Source organism: Actinocatenispora rupis, assembly GCF_016861975.1.
Lineage (GTDB): Bacteria > Actinomycetota > Actinomycetes > Mycobacteriales > Micromonosporaceae > Actinocatenispora > Actinocatenispora rupis.
In genome coordinates this window covers 15,659-33,239 of sequence record NZ_BOMB01000020.1, presented here as the reverse complement: position 1 = coordinate 33,239, position 17,581 = coordinate 15,659, and the positions used below count along the sequence as shown (strand labels likewise).

The following is a 17,581-nucleotide window of genomic DNA, read 5'->3' as shown; positions in this document are numbered from 1 at the left end:
AGGCCCGCCGCCGGGTCAGGCGTTCACCGGCGCCTCCGCCCCCACCCGCCGCAGGTACTCGCGTGCCCGGTCGGGGTCGGCGAACCAGCCGAGCGTCGCCGGGTCGTCGAAGCCCGCGACGAGCCGGTCGGCGACCTGCGGGAACCGGGCGCCGGCGGCGAGCAGCGCGGGCACGTGCGGCGGTACCTGGTCGGGTGGGGCGATCATCGACAGGCTCCACCGTGCCGCGGGGGCCAGGGTCGCGGCGAACAGTTGCGCGGTGAACCGGCGCGCCCAGGCCGCGTCCAGCGCCCGGCCGTCGGCGATCCGGCCGAGGATGGCGTCCAGCAGCGCGCCGTAGGTGACGGTGGCGGTGTTGGATCCCTGTGCCGCCACCGGATCCTGCGTCACCCAGGTGTCGCCGGCGGCCAGCGCGGTCACCCCGTTCGGCAGTTCGAGTACCGGTTCGCGGACGGTGGGCAGGACCGCGCCGGTCGCCGTGGACCACTGGTCGGCCGGAGTCGCCGTCCGGATCCGGTCGTGGTCGGCGGGCGCGAACTCCCGGTACACCTCGCGCGCGGTGTCGAGCGCCTCGGCCGGGCCCAGGTTCGCATCGCCGAACCGGTCCAGCGGCCCACCCGGTACGGCCTCGACCAGCAGCATCCCGACCTGCCGGGTGCCGGCGTCGTCGCCGCTGAGCGCGGGGATCGTGAACAGTTCCCCGGCACCGGGCAGCATCGTCATCGTCACGCCCGGGCCGGGCAGCCGGGGATCGGCGACGCCGCGCATGCCGTCGACGTACGCGAGGAACAGGTGCCGCTGCGGCCGGTCGTAGCGCTGCCATCGCCGGTCGACCGGGAACCGCTCGGCCAGCGGCCCGCGGCCCGCCGTCACCACCACCAGGTCGTACCCGTCGGCGAGGACGGCGAGGTCGGTGACCTGCTCGTACCGTGTCCGGCCGCCGGCGCGTTCGACGGCCTCCAGCAGCGCGGGCATGACCAGGCGCTGGTCGACGCTGCGGGCCGGGGTGTCGGCCAGCGGGCCGCGGCCGACGAGGTCCAGCGGCTGCAGGCCCGGCACGCGTACCTGCAGGCCGGTGATCGGCGGCGCCTGGTCGTCGTACAGGTCGTTGCCCCAGCGGCGGTCGACGGCCAGCGCGCGCGGGAACTTCACCTGCGTACTCCTCGGCCGCTGGCGCCGCATCTGCTGCGGGGTCTGCGCCGAGACGACGGTGACCTCGACACCGTGGGCGAGCAGGCCGCGGGCCAGGCCGAGCCCTGCCTGCCCGGCGCCGACGACGAGGATGCGCGGACTGTCGTGCATGGGCGGTCCTTCCACGAGGGGGTACGGGTGCCGCCGCGTTGGCGGCCGGTCACGGGGCGTCGGCCAGGGGTGGGGACGCCGGGCGCGTCGTGGGCGGGCGGTCCGGCCGGGGTCCTCAAGCCCGGCTGGCCCCGGGCGAACCGGAGGCCACGGTACTGATCGGGCGGAAAGTACGGTCCCCGTTACTTACACCACCGAACCGGTCGGGCCCAAGAAGGTGTGACCCAGGACGTGACGCGACAACCCGGTACGGTCCTGCATCGCCGGCACGGCCCGGGATCGGTAGGATCCGCCCGACGAGGACGGCCGGTACCCCACGGGCCGGCAACCGGCACGGAGGTGCGTGATGGACACCGGCGACGGGCAGGCCGACACCGGCGGTCTACGCCGCGCATTGCGTACCCGGCAGATCCGGATGATCTCGGTCGGCGGCGCGCTCGGCACGGCGCTGTTCCTCGGGTCGGCGCAGGCCATCTCGATGGCCGGCCCGTCGGTGGTGGTGCTGTTCGCGGTCGGTGCCGCGTTCGCCGCGGCGCTGGCGTTCGCGCTGGCGGAGATGGTGTCGGTGCATCCGGAGGCGGGCGGGTTCGGCGCCCTCGCCGACCGCTACCTCGGCCCGCTGGCCGGCTATGTGCAGCGCTGGGCGTACTGGGTGAGCATGGTGGTCGTGATCGGCGCCGAGATCGTCGCCGCCGCCCTCTACACGCAGTACTGGCTGCCCGGACTGCCGGCGTGGATCCCGGTGCTGGTGTTCGCGGCGCTGGTCGTCGGCGTGAACTGCGCCTCGGTCGGCCTGTTCGGCGAGTTCGAGTACTGGCTGGCGATGGTGAAGGTCGCCGCGGTCGTACTGTTCATCGTGTTCGGCGTGGTGTTCGTACTGGTCGGGCTGCGCGGCCACGGCGCCGTCGGCTTCCACAACTGGACCGGCCACGGCGGGTTCGTCCCCAACGGGCCGGGGCCGGCGCTGATGGCCCTCGCCGTGGTGACCCTCGCGTACGCGGGGACCGAGACGGTGGCGATGACCGCGGCCGAGTCGACCGACCCGGCCCGGGAGATGCCGCGGGCCGCGCGCGGCACCGTCCTGCGGCTGCTGCTGTTCTACGTGCTGGCCATGGCCGTCGTCGTGTCGATCGTCCCGTGGCGGCAGGCCGGCAGCGCCGAACACATCTGGCAGAGCCCGTTCGTACGGCTGTTCACGCAGGTCGGCATCCCGGCCGCGGCCGGCGTCATGAACGCCGTCATCCTCACCGCCGCCCTGTCCACCGCCAACACCAACCTGTACGTGGCGACCCGGATGCTGCACTCGCTCGCCCTCGACGGGTACGCGCCGAAGCGGCTGCGGCGGCTCGGCCGGCGCCGTACCCCGGTCGCGGCGGTGCTGGCGTCGGCGATCGGACTGCTCGCCGCGCTGGTCGCCTCGGTCGCCTCGCCGGGCCTGGCGTTCCCGATGCTGCTCGGCGCGGCACTGTTCACCGGCCTGGTCGTCTGGATGATCATCTTCGTCACGCACCTGGCGTTCCGGCGCCGCCGCGCCGCCGACGGTGCACCACCCGCCCCGGTACGGCTGCCCGGCGGGCCGGTCATCCCCGTCGTGGCGCTGGCGTACGCGGTGTTCGTCGTGGTCCTGACCGCCTTCGTCCCCGGGTACTCGATCGCCTGGCAGGTCGGCATCCCCGCGATGGTGCTGATCCTGGCGTCGTACCTGCTGGTCCGGCGGCGCCGCGCCACCCGCGCGGCCCCCGTACCCGACGCCGAACCGGCACCGGTCGCCTCCGACCCCGCCTGACCCACCCGGCAACGTCCACAATGGACACCTGCCCGCTCAGCCCCCGCCCGGCCGCTGAGCGGGCCGCGCGCAGGACGACCGGCGACCTCGTGGCTCTCGCGATGGCGGGACCGGCGTGGGCACCGGCACTGCACCCTGCAAAGGCCGACAGGTCGGTCCGCGCCGGAGTGCCCGCGGCCGGGGCCGCCTGTAGCGAGCCGGACGCCGAAGCCTGCCGGCCGCAGCCAGCAGCACCTCAGCCCCCATCGGCCGCTGACTCGCCGGGGCCGCTGGTGTCGCGCCAGATGGCACGCACCTCGCGCGCGGCGTAGAACACCAACACGTACCCGGCGAGCGGGTCGGCCCACCACCAGCCTGCCGCCGCGTTGAGCATCAGCCCCGCCAACACCGCGGCAGCAAGGATGCCGTCGACCAGAGTGACCCGCCCCTCAGTAGCAAGTACCGGATTGCCCAGCGCCACGCCGGTGCGGGCCTTCCCGAACGCCAGCGCGAACATCACCACCGCAGTGACGGCGGTCCAGACGATCCCGGCGGGTGAATGGTGTGGATGAAAACCGGTGGCCAGTACCACCGTGGACTGCACCGCCAGGTAGAGCGCCAGCGCGGCGAACGCGGCACCGATCAGCCGCAGCGCCCGCCGCTGCCGGGCGGCTCCCACGCCGGACAGCTCCCAGACCACCACTACCGAGGCGCCGATCTCAATGAGCGAGTCCAGCCCGAACCCGGCCAGCGCCACCGACCGGGCGCGGATCGCGGCGACGGCCAACACGACGATGCCGATGACGTTCCAGCCCAGCGTTGCCCATTCCAGCGCGTACCCGCGGCGCAGCAGGCGCCGCCCGGTCTGTTCGTCGGTCACGGTCACCGGCCCATACTGCCGTCTGGGTCGCCGGTCCCGGTGGCTGGACGGTGCCTTGCCTCCAGGAGTACACGTCGCCGACGCCTGATCATCCGGCCGGGCTAGCACTCGACGGCAGGCTACGAGCCACGGCGCGCGGACCCGACCGCACCGGTACCGGCACCACGTCCGCGGCGGGGCGTCGGGCGCGTACGGCGGCGAGACCCTGGTCGTACAGGCCGAGGATGTCGCCGTTGCCGTCGGCCTCCAGCCAGGTCGCCACGGCGGCGTCGAAGCACGCGAACGCGGTCGCGACGACGGCCCGCGCCTGCCCGGTCCGCCAGCAGGGCTTCGAGCAGCGGCAGGACCTCCTCCTGGCAGCGCACCCGTTTCCCCAGGTACGCGGCGCGCAGCGAGTCGGCGCGGTGCCCGAGCGGAACCGTTCGAGGGCGTCTTCGGGGGTGGCGTGCAGTGGTCCCTGGCCCTCGAACTCGCGCCGCGCCGGATCCGCGTCAACGCGGTCAGCCCCGGCGTGATCGACACCCCCGCCTACGGCAAGGCTGGGTGTTCCGGCGGAGACCGTCGCCGCCTGGGGCGCGGACGTACCGCTTGGCCGGGTCGGGACACCGGCCGACGTCGCCGAGGCCGTCGCGTTCCTCGCCTCCGACGCCGCCAGCTACGTCACCGGCGACAACCTGGTCGTCTCCGCCGACCTCGGCATCCACGCCCGCCCAACGTAGCCGCCCGTCGCGGCGCTGACCCCCGCCGCCGATCTGTCCACTGTGGAGTGATGCCGGGGGCGGCGCGTTCTCGTCAATGCCCGGTGGCCAGCGCGGAGGGTCAGGGGTGATCGGCGGTGGCGCGGAGGAAACGGGCACCCCACTCGCGTACGTGCGCGGCGAACTCCGGCGGGCCGAGTACCTCGAACTCGGCGCCCACGTTGCCGAGCGCCTGGGTGGGCCAGTCCAGCGAGGTCGAGGTCATGGTGACCCGGCAGGTGTCGTCGTCGACGGGGTCGACGGTGGCCCACTGGCCGGCGATCCGACATACCCGGGCCGCGGGGGCGTGGACGAGCGCCTCGACCGTGTACGGGTCGGGCGCCCCGCCGGCCGCCCGGACGAACTCGGCGGCGTCGCCGGCGGGCAGTGGCCGCGGCCGGAACCGTGCGCCGGTCGGGGCGGGGCCGGTCAGCCGGTCGAGGCGGAAGCTGCGCCAGTCGTGGCGGGTCAGGTCGTAGGCGACCAGGTACCAGCGTCCGCCGGCGGCGACCAGGCGGTGCGGTTCGACCTCGCGTTCGGTACGGGCGGCGCCCCGGGCGGTGTAGCGGAACCGGAGCCGTTCCTGGTCGCGGCAGGTCTGGGCGACCGTGGTGAGGATGTCGGCGGCGACGACCGGCCCGGCCGCGGCGACCGAGTACGTCGTCGCGCGCAGCGTGTCGACCCTGGTACGCAGCCGCGACGGCAGGACCTGGACCAGCTTGGTGAGCGCGCGCAGCGACGCCTCCCGCATCCCGTCGATGCCGCTCTGCGCCGCGTCGCCGATGCCCACGGCGAGCGCGACGGCCTCCTCGTCGTCCAGCAGCAGCGGCGGCAGTACGGCGCCGGGCGCGAGCTGGTACCCGCCGTCGGTGCCGCGGGACGCGCGGACCGGGTAGCCGAGTTCGCGCAGCCGGTCGACGTCGCGGCGCAGGGTCCGCTCGGACACCGCGAGCCGCTCGGCGAGTACGCCTCCGGGCCAGTGCCGGTGGGTCTGCAGCAGCGAGAGCAGCCGGAGCGCCCGGGAGCTGGTGTTGGCCATGCCGACCATCCTCGCGCACCTTCCGGTCAGAAAGTGGCCGGTGAGATCCCTAGGGTCGGTGCCGACAGCCGCAGCAACCGTCAGGAGCAGCACATGCACAGCCGCGAGATCCGACTGGCCGCCCCGATCACCGGCGCGCCGACACCCGAGCACTTCACGCTCGCCACGACCGAGGTGGACGGCGAGGTACTGGTCCGGACCGACCAGATCGGGCTCGCCGCCACCTACCTGGAACTGATGCGCGCCGACTGCACCCTCCCGGTACCGGCCTGGCGGCCAGGACAACGGGTCGGCGTCGCCGCCGTCGGTACCGTCGTCCGGTCCGACAGCCCGGACCTCGCCGCCGGTGACCGGGTCTTCTCGACGACCGGCTGGAGCGAGTACTCGGCCGGCGCCGCCGGCCAGTACACCCGCCTCGGCCCCGACGCCGATGCCGGCCACCACCTCGGCCAGGGGCCGACCGCCTTCCACGGCATGGTCGACGTCGCCGGCGTCCGGGAAGGCGACGTGGTGTTCGTGTCCGGGGCGGCCGGCGGGGTCGGTTCCCTCGCCGGGCAGATCGCCCGATGCCGCGGCGCCGCACGCGTCATCGGCTCCGCCGGCAGCCCCGCGAAAGTCGACTACCTGATCCACGAACTCGGCTTCGACGCCGCGTTCGACTACCACGACGGGCCGGCCGAGCAGCTCGCCGAACTCGCCCCCGACGGCATCACACTGTTCTTCGACACCGTCGGCGGCGAACAGCTCGCCGAACTCGCCCCCGACGGCATCACACTGTTCTTCGACACCGTCGGCGGCGAACAGTACGAGGCCGCGCTGCAGGCTGCCCGGCCCGGCGCCAGGTTCGCGTTGTGCGGGTCGCTGTCCACCCAACTCGGCGACGCCACCGACCGCTTCCCGGTACCCGACCGCGCCGCGGCCGACGCACGCGGCGTGACGCTGCTGCCGTTCTCCTGCCACCACACCCCCGAACAGGTCGCCGCCTGGCGCGAACACGTCACGACCTGGCTGACCGAAGGCCGGTTCGTCTTCCCACAGACCGTCGTCACCGGCGGGATCGACGACGTGCCGGTGGCGTTCCTGTCGCTGCTGGCCGGCTCCTACCGGGGCACCGTCTCGGTACGGCTGACATGACGACACTGTCGACGGCGGTACTGAACCGGGCCCTGCTGGACCGGCAACACCTGCTGGCCCGTACCGGTCGCGGCCCGCTGGAGGTGATCGGGCGGCTGGTCGCGGTGCAGGCGCAGGAACCCAACTGGCCGTACGTGGGGCTGTGGAGCCGGATCGACGGCTTCACCCACGCCCAGCTCACGGCGCTGCTGGCGGACCGGAGGGTGGTGCGCTCGGGTCTGCTGCGCAGCACGCAGCATCTGGCGGTGGCCGACGACTTCCGCCGGCTGCGTCCGGTACTCCAGCCCGTCCTGGACCGCACCGCCCGCTCGGCGTACTTCACCCGTGCGAGCGCCGGGCTGGACACCGCCGCGCTGCTCGCCACCGGCCTGCAGGTGCTCGCGGCCGGTACGACACCGCGCCGGGAGCTGGCGCGGCGGCTGGCCGAGGCGTACCCGGGCCGGGACGGGCGCGTCCTCGCCGGTGAGGTCGAACTCCGCGCGCCGCTGGTGCACGGCCCGGCCACCGGTTCCTGGGGCGGCTGGGGTACCCGGTCGGCGGTGTCGGTCACGCCCGCCGAGGTCTGGCTGGGCCGGCCGATGGAGCCGGCGGGCGTGGCCGATCTCGTCCGCCGTTACCTGGCGGCGTTCGGCCCGGCCAGCGTCCGGGACGTGCAGGCGTGGTCCGGGCTGACCCGGCTCGGCGAGATCGTCGCCGACATGCGTGCCGAGCTGCGCCACCACCGCGGCCCCGACGGTACGGAGCTGGTCGACCTGGGCGACGCCGTACTGCCCGCCGCGGACACGCCCGCCCCCGTACGGCTGCTGCCCGCGTACGACAACGCCCTGCTCGGGCACGCCGACCGGACCCGCATCATCGGCGACGAGGACCGCGCCCGCGTGATGCCCGGTCAGGCCCGCGTACTGCCCACGTTCCTGGTGGACGGCCGGGTCCGCGGCAGCTGGCGGTTGACCGACGGCACCATCGAACTCACCGCGTTCGGCCCGCTGCCCGCGTACGACCGGGACGCGGTGCAGCAGGAGGCGCACCGGCTGCTGCCGTTCGTGGGCGGCACGGACGTGTCCTACCGCGCCGCCACACCGTGAGCCTCCAGGTCAGGGGGTGAGCGCCGCTTCCCGGGCCGCCGCCGCACGGGACGCCTCGGCGGCGGCGTGCGCGGCGGCGGTGTCGGCGGGGTAGTTGTCGCGCCACCACTGCTGTCCGGACTCGGGCAGCGTGTGGATCGGGTCGTAGTACGGGTAGGTGCGGGTCAGCGCGTCCGGGTCGGCGGTCTCGATGCCGGTGCGGTAGTTCTTCGTCCAGTACGAGACGCCGCGCTCGCGGTCGTAGTCGCCGAGCATGTGCACCCAGCGCTTGCCGACGAACGGCACGTCGCACACGATCCGCGGGGTGGCGTACCCGGGCAGGTAGCCCATGATGGCGTGCTGCAGGTGCTGCGCCTCGGCGACCGACACCCGCCAGTGCTCGGCGTTGGGGATCATGTCGCACATGTAGAAGTAGTACGGCAGGATGTTCGCCTCGCCCTGCAGCGCGAAGCACAGGTCGAGCAGGTCGGTGGCCGTGGCGTTCACGCCGTGCATGAGTACGCCCTGGTTGCGCACGTCGCGTACGCCGACGTCGAGGGCGGTGCGGGCGGCCTCGGCGACCAGCGGCGTCACCGAGTTCACGTGGTTGACGTGGGTGTGGATGGCGAGGTTGACGCCGCGCCGGTGGGCGGTGCGCGCGACGCGTTCCAGGCCCTCGACGACGTCGGCCTGCAGCCAGTGCTGCGGCATGCCCATCAGCGCCTTGGTGGCGAGCCGGATGTCGCGGATCGTGTCGATCGCCAGCAGCCGCATCAGGAACGCTTCGAGGTTCTTCCACGGCACGTTGGCCACGTCGCCGCCGGAGACGACCACGTCGCGTACCTCGGGGTGCTTGCCCAGGTAGTCGATCATCGCGTCGTACCGGTCGACGGGCTTGAGGGTGAGTTTCAGCTTGTCGATGGTGGGGGTGGAGTTGCCGACGAGGTCCATCCGGGTGCAGTGCCCGCAGTACTGCGGGCAGGTGGACAGCAGCTCGGCGAGCACCTTCGTCGGGTACCGGTGGGTGAGGCCCTCGGCGACCCACATGTCGTGCTCGTGCAGCGAGTCGCGGGTCGCGTGCGGGTGGCTCGGCCAGTCCGTACGCCGGTCGGAGGCGACCGGCAGCATGTAGTTGCGGACCGGGTCGGCGTAGAACGCGTCGGTGTCGGGCACCGCGGCCGGCACGATCGTGTTGAGCATCTGCGGCGGCAGCAGCATCGACATGGTGGCGCGGTGCTTCTGGTCGTCGGCCAGGTCGTCGTAGAACCGGTCGTCGAGCAGGTCGCCCATGACGCCGCGCAGCTGCTTGACGTTCTTGACGCAGTGCGCGCGCTGCCACTGCGCGGAGCGCCACTGGGCGGCGGTGACGTCGCGCCAGCCGGGCAGGCGGGTCCAGTCCGGTTCGACGAGCTCGGCGCGCCGGTACTCGTACGGCTGGTCGGTCAGGTCCTGCCCCGCCGTGTCGGGTGCCCCCGCGGTCGCCCGCGTCCCGTCTCCGCTCACCGTGTCCTCCCTCGTCGCGTCGCCTGCTGCCGGAACCATAACGCAAGCCTAGTGGAATTCTTCTTGACGAGTCACTATCCTGCCGGAGGATTTCCTGGCACGGTACGTTGGGTACGGAGGGGGCGTCGCATGGTCGTGGACTCGCCGGTGGGGCTGCACCGGGTACTGGAACCGGTGGGTGTGTTGCCGCAGGCCGCGCAGCGGCTCGACGACCGCCCCGAGATCAGTGCCAGCGAGGTGCGGATCCGGCTGGAACGGCTCAATCTCGACGCCGCCAGCTACCGGCAGCTCGCCACCAAGCACGACGGTGACGGCGCGGCCATCCGCGACGAGGTGTGCGAGATCATCGCCAAGCGCGGCAAGATGCACAATCCGGTCACCGGCTCCGGCGGCATGCTCATCGGTACGGTCGAGGAGGTCGGCGCGGACTCGCCGCTCGGCCTGGCGGTGGGGCAGCGGGTCGCCACCCTGGTGTCGCTGACGCTCACGCCGCTGCGCGTCACCGACGGGCTCGCCGGCTGGGACGGCCTCGGCGAGCAGGTCCCCGCCGAGGGCCACGCCATCCTGTTCGGCCGCTCCATCGCCGCCGTACTGCCCGACGACGAGGACCCGGAACTGTCGCTCGCCGTGTACGACGTGTGCGGCGCGCCGGCGCTCACCGCCCGGGTCGTCGGGCAGCGCACCGCGCCGACGGTGTGCGTGATCGGCGCCGCCGGCAAGAGCGGCGCGCTGTCGCTCGCGGCAGCCCGCCGCGCCGGCGCCGCCCGTACCGTCGGGGTGGTGCCGAACGAGGCGGAGGCGGCGCGGCTGCGGGACTCCGGGCTGGCCGACGTCGTCGCGGTCGCCGACGCCCGCGACCCGGTGGCCCTGTCCGCCGCCGTCGGTACGCCCGCCGACGTGACGGTCGTGTGCGTGGACGTACCGGGCTGCGAGCACGGGGCGATCCTCGCCACGGCGAGCGGCGGCACGGTGGTGTTCTTCTCCATGGCCACCTCGTTCGCCGCGGCCGCCCTGGGCGCCGAAGGGCTCGCCGCCGACGTCACCATGCTCGTCGGCAACGGCTACGTGCCCGGCCACGCCGCGTACGCGCTGGAACTGCTGCGCGCCGAGCCCGGGGTGCGGCGACTGTTCGCGGCGCGGCTGGCCGGCTGACCCGGGCGGCGGGGGAGACCGGGCGGCGGCCCGGGTGGGACACGGACCGACGGCGGGGAAGACTGGAGCACATGGCAGCGACCCTGTACCGCGGGGGCCGGGTGTACAGCCCGGCCGACCCGCACGCCACCGCCCTGCTCACCGACGACGACCGCATCGTGTGGGTCGGCGCCGACGACGACTGTCCGCGTACCCCCGACGAGACCGTGGAGCTGGCCGGCGCGCTGGTGACGCCGGCGTTCGTGGACGCGCACGCGCACGTGACCGACACCGGCCTGGCGCTGGTGGCCCTGGACCTCACCGCAGTACGGTCGGCCGGCGAGCTGCTCGACGCGGTCTCGGCGTACGCGGCGGGCCTGCCGGCCGGGGCGCTGATCTTCGGGCAGGGCTGGGACGAGTCGACCTGGCCGGACCCCGCGAAGCCGACCCTGCCGCAGCTGGAACGCGCCGCCGGCGGCCGGCCGGCGTTCCTGTCGCAGATCAGCGGGCACTCGGCGCTGTGCACCGGCGCCCTGACCGCGCTGGTACCCGACCTGGCGCAGGTCCCCGGTTACGACCCGGGCGGCTGGCACACCATCGACGCGCAGGACGTCCTGCGGGCCGCGGCGCTGGGCGCGCTGGACGACACGACCCGGCACGCCGCGCAGCACGCCGCGCTGGCCCGGGCCGCGGCGCTGGGCATCGCCTGCCTGCACGAGTGCGGCGGCCCCGCCACCTCCTCGGAGACCGACTTCACCGAGCTGCTGGCCCTCGACGGGTCGTACCCGGAGATCGTCGGCTACTGGGGCGAGGTGGGCGCGGCGGCGAAGGTCCGGGAGTGGGGCGCGGCCGGCGCCGCCGGCGACCTGTACGCCGACGGGGCACTCGGCTCGCAGGACGCGCACCTCACCGAGCCGTACGCCGACGCCGGCGGCTGCGGGCACGCGTACCTGTCGGCCGAGCAGGTCGCCGCGCACATCGTCGACTGCACCTCCCACGGCGTACAGGGCGGCATGCACGCGATCGGCGACGCCGCGATCGGCACCGTACTGGCCGGGTTCGCCGCTGCCGCCGAAGTACTCGGCATCGACCGGATCCGCGACGCCCGGCACCGCGTCGAGCACGTCGAGATCCTCGACAAGCGGCTCATCGCCGGGCTCGTCGAGTACGGGCTGACCGCCAGCGTGCAGCCGGCGTTCGACCGGCTGTGGGGCGGCGCCGGCCAGATGTACCAGACGCGCCTGGGCCTGGAGCGGTCGCTGGCGTCGAACCCGTTCGGGTCGCTGGCCGGGGTGGGGGTGCCGCTGGCGTTCGGCTCCGACAGCCCGGTCACGCCGCTGGACCCGTGGGGTACGGTGCGCGCCGCGGTCGCGCACCACAACCCGGCGCAGCGCCTCACCGTACGGACCGCGTTCGCCGCGCACACCCGCGGCGGCTGGCGGGCGGCGCGCCGCGACGACGCCGGGCTGCTGGCGCCGGGCGCGCCCGCCACCCTCGCGGTGTTCGACGTGGCCGACCGCCTGGTCGGCGGGTTGCCGGAGCTGGCCGACGACGCGCCGCTGCCACGCTGCGTGCGGACCGTACGCGACGGTGTGACGATCTTCCGTGACGACACGTAGGAGGTAGGAGAAGGTGGCTACGACCGCCCGCGGCCGGCGGGGCAAGCTCGACCTCGACCCGGCGTTGGTGCGCCGGGCCCGGTCGCTGGCCCGCAAGGCCGGGCGCCCGGTGGTGAAACTGGCCCGCGAGCACACCACCGTGTCGGTGGAACGTGCCGTGCTGCGGCTGGCCGGCATCAGCGGCGCCGACCCCGACGGCATCCCGTGGGTCAACCGGCTCGTCGACGCGGTCGCCGCGGACGTGGGCCTGACCGCCGGGGTGGCGCTGCCGGTGTTCCACGCCCTGCGTACCGAGGGGCTGGCCGCCGGTACGCCCGCGGAGGCGTTGACGCTGCTGGCGCAGAAGTCGGCGGCCGGGTCGGTCACCTTCACCGTGCCCGAGGGCAAGGACGCCACCGCGGCGGGCCGCGCCGCCCGCCGCGCCGTGGCCGGCGGCATCCGCCGCATGGACCGGGCCCGCGCCGCCCGCGACAAGCTGATCACCCGGCTCGGCGACCCGCCGCAACGGCCCTGGATCTACCTGATCGTCGCCACCGGCGACATCTACGAGGACATCCCGCAGGCGCAGGCCGCCGCCCGGGAGGGCGCCGACATCATCGCCGTGATCCGCTCCACCGGCCAGTCCCTGCTGGACTACGTACCGGAGGGCGCGACCCGCGAGGGCTTCGCCGGCACGTACGCCACGCAGGAGAACTTCCGGCTGATGCGCGCGGCCCTCGACGACACGTCGAAGGAGCTGGGCCGCTACATCCGGCTGACCAACTACGCCTCCGGGCTGTGCATGCCGGAGATCGCGGCGCTGGCCGGCATGGAACGCCTCGACATGATGCTCAACGACTCCATGTACGGGATCCTGTTCCGCGACATCAACCCGATCCGCACGTTCGTCGACCAGCGGTTCTCCCGGCAGGTGCACGCCCGCGCCGGCATCATCATCAACACCGGCGAGGACAACTACCTGACCACCGCCGACGCCGTCGACGAGGCGCACACCGTCACCGTCTCCCAGCTGCTCAACGAGTACTTCGGTAAGGAGGCGGGGCTCGCCGACTGGCAGCTCGGGCTCGGCCACGCGTTCGAGATCAACCCGGCGCTGCCGGACTCGTTCCGGCTGGAGCTGGCGCACGCGCTGCTGGCCCGCGAACTGTTCCCGCACGCGCCGCTGAAGTGGATGCCGCCGACCAAGCACATGACCGGCGACGTGTTCCGCGGCAACCTGCTCGACGGGTTCTTCAACCTGGCCGGCACCATGACCGGCCAGTCGATCCTGCTGGTCGGCATGATGACCGAGGCCGTCGTCACCCCCTGGATCTCCGACCGCGACATCGCCCTGCAGAACGTCCGGTACGTGCTCGGCGCCGCCGGCAACCTGTCCGAGGACTTCGTACCGGCGCCCGGCGGGTTCATCCAGTCCCGCGCGCACCAGGTGCTGGAAGAGGCCATCACGCTGCTGGAACGCATCGACGAACAGGGACTGCTGGACGCGATCGGCGCCGGCACGTTCGGCATCATGAAACGCCCACCGACCGGCGGGAAGGGCCTGTCCGGCGTCGCCGCCAAGGACGCCGCCTACTACAACCCGGCCACCGAACTGCTGGAGGAGGGCTGATGGCACGCGCCGACCGCACGCAGCCCGAGGCCACGGCACCCGCCGCAAGCCAGCCGACGATCGTCCGCCCGTACGGCGACACCACCGGCGACGGCATGGTGCAGGTGTCGTTCACGCTGCCGATCCCGCACGACAAGAAGGCCGAGGGCGCCGCCGCGCAGCTCGCCGCGAAGATGGGTATCGACCCGGCGATGGTCGTGCACGCCAAGCCGATGGGCCCCGACTTCACGTTCTTCGTCGTGTACGGCACGGTCAACCACCTCGTCGACGTGTCGAAGGTACGGGTCGTCGAGCGTGACTTCCCCGAGCTGACCTCCGCGCAGGTCAACCAGACCATCCGGAAACGGCTGCGGCGCAAGATGTCGGTGGTCGGCGCCTGCATCGGCACCGACGCGCACACCGTCGGCATCGACGCCATCCTCAACGTCAAGGGCACCGCCGGCCACAAGGGCCTGGAGTACTACCGGGAGATGAAGGTGGTGAACCTCGGCGCCCAGGTGCCCGTGCCCGACCTGGTCGAGCACGCCCGTACCGAACGCGCCGACGCCGTCCTGGTCTCCCAGGTCGTCACCCAACGCGACGCGCACCTGACGAACGTACGGGAGCTGTCCGCGGCGTTCCGGGAGGCGTTCCCCGCCGAGAAGCGGCCACTGCTGATCGCCGGCGGCCCCCGCTTCGACGAACTGATGGCCGCAGAACTCGGCGTCGACCGCATCTTCGGCCGCGGCACCACCCCCGGCGAGGTCGCCAGCTACCTCGTCGACGCCCTCATCGTCCGCCGCCGGGAGCGCACCCATGCCTGAGCCGATCACCGTCACCCACCGCCGGTACGTGCCGGCCTCGCACGCCCACTACGCCGGCAACCTCGTCGACGGCGCGTACTCGCTGGGCCTGTTCGGCGACGTCGCCACCGAACTGTGCATCCGCACCGACGGCGACGAGGGCCTGTTCGCCTCGTACGACGACGTGCAGTTCACCGCCCCGGTCCGCGCCGGCGACGTACTGGAGGTGACCGCCACGCTGGTCGCCTCCGGCCGCCGGTCGCGGCGCATCGAGTTCGTGTCCCGGGTGGTGTGCCGGGGCCGGCCGGACAAGGGGGAGAGCGCGGCCGAGGCGCTCGACGAGCCGATCGTGGCGGTCACCGCCGTCGGCACCGTCGTCGTCCCGCCCCGGCCGTGACCCGGCTCGCGGTCTGCGGCGACGTCGGCTCCACGTACACCAAGCTGCTCGCCGTCGACGTCGACGCCGGCACGCTGGTGGCCACCGCCGAGCACCGCACCACCGTCGACACCGACGTCCTGCACGGCTACGACGCGTGCCTGTCCCGGCTCGCCGACGCGCTGCCCGGCGCCGACCTGACCTGCCAGTACGTGTGCTCGTCGGCCGGCGGCGGGCTGCGCCTGGCGGTCGTCGGGTACGAGCCGCTGGTCACCGCCGACGCCGGGCACCGGGTCGGCCTGTCGGCCGGCGCCCGCGTCGTGCACGTCGCCGCCGGCCGCCTCGACCGGGCCGCCGTGTCCGCCCTGCGCGCCGCCCACCCCGACGTCGTCCTACTGGTCGGCGGCACCGACGGCGGCGACGCCGACGTACTGCTGCACAACGCGGCGCGGCTGGCAGGCACCCGGCTACGGATCCCGGTGGTCGCCGCCGGCAACGCCGACGCCACCGACGAGGTGCTGGCGGTACTCGCCGCCGGTGGCGTACCGGCCATCGCCGCGCCGAACGTACTGCCCCGCATCGGGCAGCTCAACCCGGCCGGCGCCCGCGCCGCGATCCGCGAGGTGTTCCTCGCCCACGTCATCGGCGGCAAGAAACTCTCCCGCGGCCCGCGCTTCCCGTCCCTGGTCCGCGCCGCCACCCCCGACGCCGTACTCGCCGGCGTGGAACTGCTCGCCGACGGCGCCGGCGACGTACCGGGCCGCGGCGACGTCATCGTGGTCGACATCGGCGGCGCCACCACCGACGTGTACTCGGTGCTCACCCCCGACGCGGAACTGTCCGGCCCGCGCCGCGAGGTCGCCGGCACCCTGTGGCGCTCCCGTACCGTCGAGGGCGATCTCGGCATGCGGTGGAACGCACCGGGCATCGTCGCCGCCGCCGACGCCGAGAAACTCGACCGCGAACCCGGACTGGCCGCCGCGGCCGACGCCCGCGCCGCCGACGTCGGGCTGCTGCCCGCCGACGACACCGACCGCGCCGCCGACCGGCACCTCGCCGAGCTCGCCCTCACCGTCGCGCTGCGCCGCCACGCCCGCGGGGAACGCCGCGCCGACGGCAGCCGCCGCCCCGGCCGCGACCTGCGCCAGGTACGCCTGGTCGTCGGCTCCGGCGGCGTCCTGCGCCACGACCCGCACGCCCCGGCCGTACTGGCCGCCGCCCTCACCGACCACGCCGGCGGCTACCCGCTGCCCACCCGCGCCGCCACCGTCGTCGACCACCGGTACGTGCTCGCCGCGATGGGCCTGCTCGCCGCCGACCACCCGGAGGCCGCGGCCCGGCTCGGCGAGGCCCATCTGGGCGGCTGAAACCGTCACAGGCATCTGCGAGGCTGCCGGCCATGACCTCCCACTCCGCGGCCGACGCGCTGCTGATCCGGTTCCTCGACGACCAGCGCAGCCGGGTCCTCGCCGTCGTCGACGGCCTCGACCACGCCCAGCTCACCACCCCGGCCCTGCCGTCCGGCTGGACCCCGCTCGGCCTGATCGAACACCTCGGCCACGCCGAACGACACTGGTTCGGTGAGGTACTGCTCGGCCACGCCGACCCGCTGCCCTGGGAAGACGAGGACGACGGCCCGTTCACCAGCGGCAGGTCCGCCGACAAGGTGTTCGGCTTCTACCGCGACCAGGTCGACCGCGCCAACGCCACGCTCGCCACGACGCCGCTGTCCACCCCGCCGCGCGGCCGGCACAACCAGGGCAACGCCGACACCGTCACCGACCTGCGGTTCATCGTGCTGCACATGATCGAGGAGACCGCCCGGCACCTCGGCCACCTCGACGCCGCCCGCGAACTGATCGACGGCCGCGTCGAACTCGGCCAGGACGAGCTGTAGACCGCCCTCAGCCGCGCCGTACCGGGCTCGGATGCTGCCGCAGCCCGTAGGTGACCCCCAGGCTCGCCGCGGCCACCACGGCCAGCACCACACCCGCCACCGGCTGCCCGGCCGCGGCCAACGCCACCGCCGCACCACCGAACAGGCCCACCTCGCACACCGCTCGCCCCGGTACGGTCAGCCACCGGCCCCGCGGCGAGGCGAACATCCCCCAGCACACCGCCGCCGCCACCGGCAGCAGCACCCCGGCGAGCAGCCGCACCGGCAGTCCCGCCGGCAGCCGCCACCCCCAGTACACCAGCGCCGCCAGGCACACGAGTTCCAGGAGGAACCGGAGACCCAGGTTCACCGCACCCCACCGCCGCGCATCCGCCACCCGGGCAGCATGCCCGACGCGCCGAGCAGGCCCAATCCGCCGAACGGTCCGACACACCCGAGGGCACGACACGCCGGCGCAAGGTGGACTTCCCGGCCGCGTCCGGGCGGATTCGGGGGTACCGGTTGACAGCGCCGGGGGGAGGGTGCGTACCGTGCCTTCTGTCCTACCTCGGGGGGCGGCTTGGCTTCACTTCGTCCCTCCGCCCGCGGGCAAGTGGTGACAGGTCGCGTCACCACGGCGGCCAGGTTACGTGGGCGGGGGTCGGCGGGGCGAGCGAACCGGTCGCCGTACCGGTACGGGCCAGGGGGGTACAAACGGCCAGTAGACAACGGCCACGGATGGGCATCCAGTCCACACCGGGTCG

Annotated in this window: 17 protein-coding genes and 1 pseudogene; 12 read left to right on the top strand and 6 right to left on the bottom strand. The window is 73.9% G+C overall.

Going from position 1 to position 17,581, the window contains the following annotated elements:
- Positions 1-15: 15 nt before the first annotated feature.
- A complete protein-coding gene (locus Aru02nite_RS17665; protein ID WP_203658858.1) occupies positions 16-1,302 on the bottom strand; it encodes a styrene monooxygenase/indole monooxygenase family protein in 1,287 nt (428 codons plus the stop codon).
- A 346-nt stretch (positions 1,303-1,648) separates the two neighbouring features.
- Between Aru02nite_RS17665 and Aru02nite_RS17660 the strand changes: the two genes are divergently transcribed.
- Complete coding sequence (locus Aru02nite_RS17660; protein ID WP_203658856.1) at positions 1,649-3,088, top strand: amino acid permease; 1,440 nt, start codon at positions 1,649-1,651, stop codon at positions 3,086-3,088.
- Positions 3,089-3,323: 235 nt separating this feature from the next.
- Here Aru02nite_RS17660 and Aru02nite_RS17655 read toward each other — a convergent pair whose 3' ends face one another.
- Both Aru02nite_RS17655 and Aru02nite_RS17650 read right to left on the bottom strand, forming a co-directional pair.
- Positions 3,324-3,953, bottom strand: a complete 630-nt coding sequence (locus tag Aru02nite_RS17655) for a cation efflux transmembrane domain-containing protein (RefSeq protein WP_203658854.1) — start codon at positions 3,951-3,953, stop codon at positions 3,324-3,326.
- A gap of 82 nt (positions 3,954-4,035) precedes the next feature.
- Positions 4,036-4,209, bottom strand: coding sequence for a hypothetical protein (locus Aru02nite_RS17650; RefSeq protein ID WP_203658852.1), 174 nt, complete (start codon positions 4,207-4,209; stop codon positions 4,036-4,038).
- 183 nt (positions 4,210-4,392) lie between these two features.
- Between Aru02nite_RS17650 and Aru02nite_RS37600 the strand changes: the two are divergent.
- Both Aru02nite_RS37600 and Aru02nite_RS37595 read left to right on the top strand, forming a co-directional pair.
- Positions 4,393-4,473, top strand: a pseudogene (locus Aru02nite_RS37600) (SDR family oxidoreductase); the annotation flags it as partial.
- A 13-nt stretch (positions 4,474-4,486) separates the two neighbouring features.
- A complete protein-coding gene (locus tag Aru02nite_RS37595) occupies positions 4,487-4,666 on the top strand; it encodes an SDR family oxidoreductase (protein ID WP_373324898.1) in 180 nt (59 codons plus the stop codon).
- A 100-nt stretch (positions 4,667-4,766) separates the two neighbouring features.
- Here Aru02nite_RS37595 and Aru02nite_RS17640 read toward each other — a convergent pair whose 3' ends face one another.
- The gene (locus Aru02nite_RS17640) at positions 4,767-5,723 is read right to left on the bottom strand and encodes a helix-turn-helix transcriptional regulator (protein WP_203658848.1); all 957 of its coding nucleotides are present in this window, start codon (positions 5,721-5,723) and stop codon (positions 4,767-4,769) included.
- 93 nt (positions 5,724-5,816) lie between these two features.
- Between Aru02nite_RS17640 and Aru02nite_RS17635 the strand changes: the two genes are divergently transcribed.
- Both Aru02nite_RS17635 and Aru02nite_RS17630 read left to right on the top strand, forming a co-directional pair.
- Positions 5,817-6,857 carry an MDR family NADP-dependent oxidoreductase gene (locus Aru02nite_RS17635; RefSeq protein ID WP_203658846.1) on the top strand — a complete coding sequence of 347 codons (1,041 nt, stop codon included), beginning with the start codon at positions 5,817-5,819 and terminating at the stop codon, positions 6,855-6,857.
- A complete protein-coding gene (locus tag Aru02nite_RS17630) occupies positions 6,854-7,942 on the top strand; it encodes a winged helix DNA-binding domain-containing protein (protein WP_203658844.1) in 1,089 nt (362 codons plus the stop codon). The genes Aru02nite_RS17635 and Aru02nite_RS17630 overlap by 4 nt, the downstream gene beginning before the upstream one ends.
- Before the next feature lie 9 nt (positions 7,943-7,951).
- Here the strand turns inward: Aru02nite_RS17630 and Aru02nite_RS17625 are convergent, their stop codons facing one another.
- Positions 7,952-9,424, bottom strand: coding sequence for a KamA family radical SAM protein (locus Aru02nite_RS17625; RefSeq protein ID WP_239076755.1), 1,473 nt, complete (start codon positions 9,422-9,424; stop codon positions 7,952-7,954).
- 129 nt (positions 9,425-9,553) lie between these two features.
- Here Aru02nite_RS17625 and kdd point away from each other — a divergent pair, with 129 nt between their 5' ends.
- The 7 genes from kdd to Aru02nite_RS17590 all read left to right on the top strand — a co-directional run bounded on the left by kdd (position 9,554) and on the right by Aru02nite_RS17590 (position 16,838).
- Positions 9,554-10,576: an L-erythro-3,5-diaminohexanoate dehydrogenase gene (kdd, locus tag Aru02nite_RS17620; RefSeq protein WP_203658841.1), complete on the top strand. Its 1,023-nt coding sequence runs from the start codon at positions 9,554-9,556 to the stop codon at positions 10,574-10,576.
- Between the two features lie 71 nt (positions 10,577-10,647).
- Positions 10,648-12,174, top strand: coding sequence for an amidohydrolase (locus Aru02nite_RS17615; RefSeq protein ID WP_203658839.1), 1,527 nt, complete (start codon positions 10,648-10,650; stop codon positions 12,172-12,174).
- A gap of 13 nt (positions 12,175-12,187) precedes the next feature.
- Positions 12,188-13,783 carry a lysine 5,6-aminomutase subunit alpha gene (kamD, locus tag Aru02nite_RS17610; protein WP_203658837.1) on the top strand — a complete coding sequence of 532 codons (1,596 nt, stop codon included), beginning with the start codon at positions 12,188-12,190 and terminating at the stop codon, positions 13,781-13,783.
- Entirely contained in the window at positions 13,783-14,586 is an 804-nt protein-coding gene (kamE, locus tag Aru02nite_RS17605; protein WP_203658835.1) for a lysine 5,6-aminomutase subunit beta, read from the top strand. Before kamD ends, kamE begins: the two co-directional genes overlap by 1 nt.
- A complete protein-coding gene (gene kal, locus Aru02nite_RS17600) occupies positions 14,579-14,962 on the top strand; it encodes a 3-aminobutyryl-CoA ammonia lyase (protein ID WP_203658833.1) in 384 nt (127 codons plus the stop codon). The genes kamE and kal overlap by 8 nt, the downstream gene beginning before the upstream one ends.
- Positions 14,959-16,308: a glutamate mutase L gene (locus tag Aru02nite_RS17595; RefSeq protein WP_203658831.1), complete on the top strand. Its 1,350-nt coding sequence runs from the start codon at positions 14,959-14,961 to the stop codon at positions 16,306-16,308. Before kal ends, Aru02nite_RS17595 begins: the two co-directional genes overlap by 4 nt.
- Before the next feature lie 32 nt (positions 16,309-16,340).
- Complete coding sequence (locus tag Aru02nite_RS17590; protein WP_203658829.1) at positions 16,341-16,838, top strand: DinB family protein; 498 nt, start codon at positions 16,341-16,343, stop codon at positions 16,836-16,838.
- Between the two features lie 7 nt (positions 16,839-16,845).
- Here the strand turns inward: Aru02nite_RS17590 and Aru02nite_RS17585 are convergent, their stop codons facing one another.
- On the bottom strand, positions 16,846-17,214 hold the full coding sequence (locus Aru02nite_RS17585) for a YrdB family protein (protein WP_203658827.1): 369 nt from the start codon (positions 17,212-17,214) through the stop codon (positions 16,846-16,848).
- Positions 17,215-17,581: the final 367 nt, after the last annotated feature.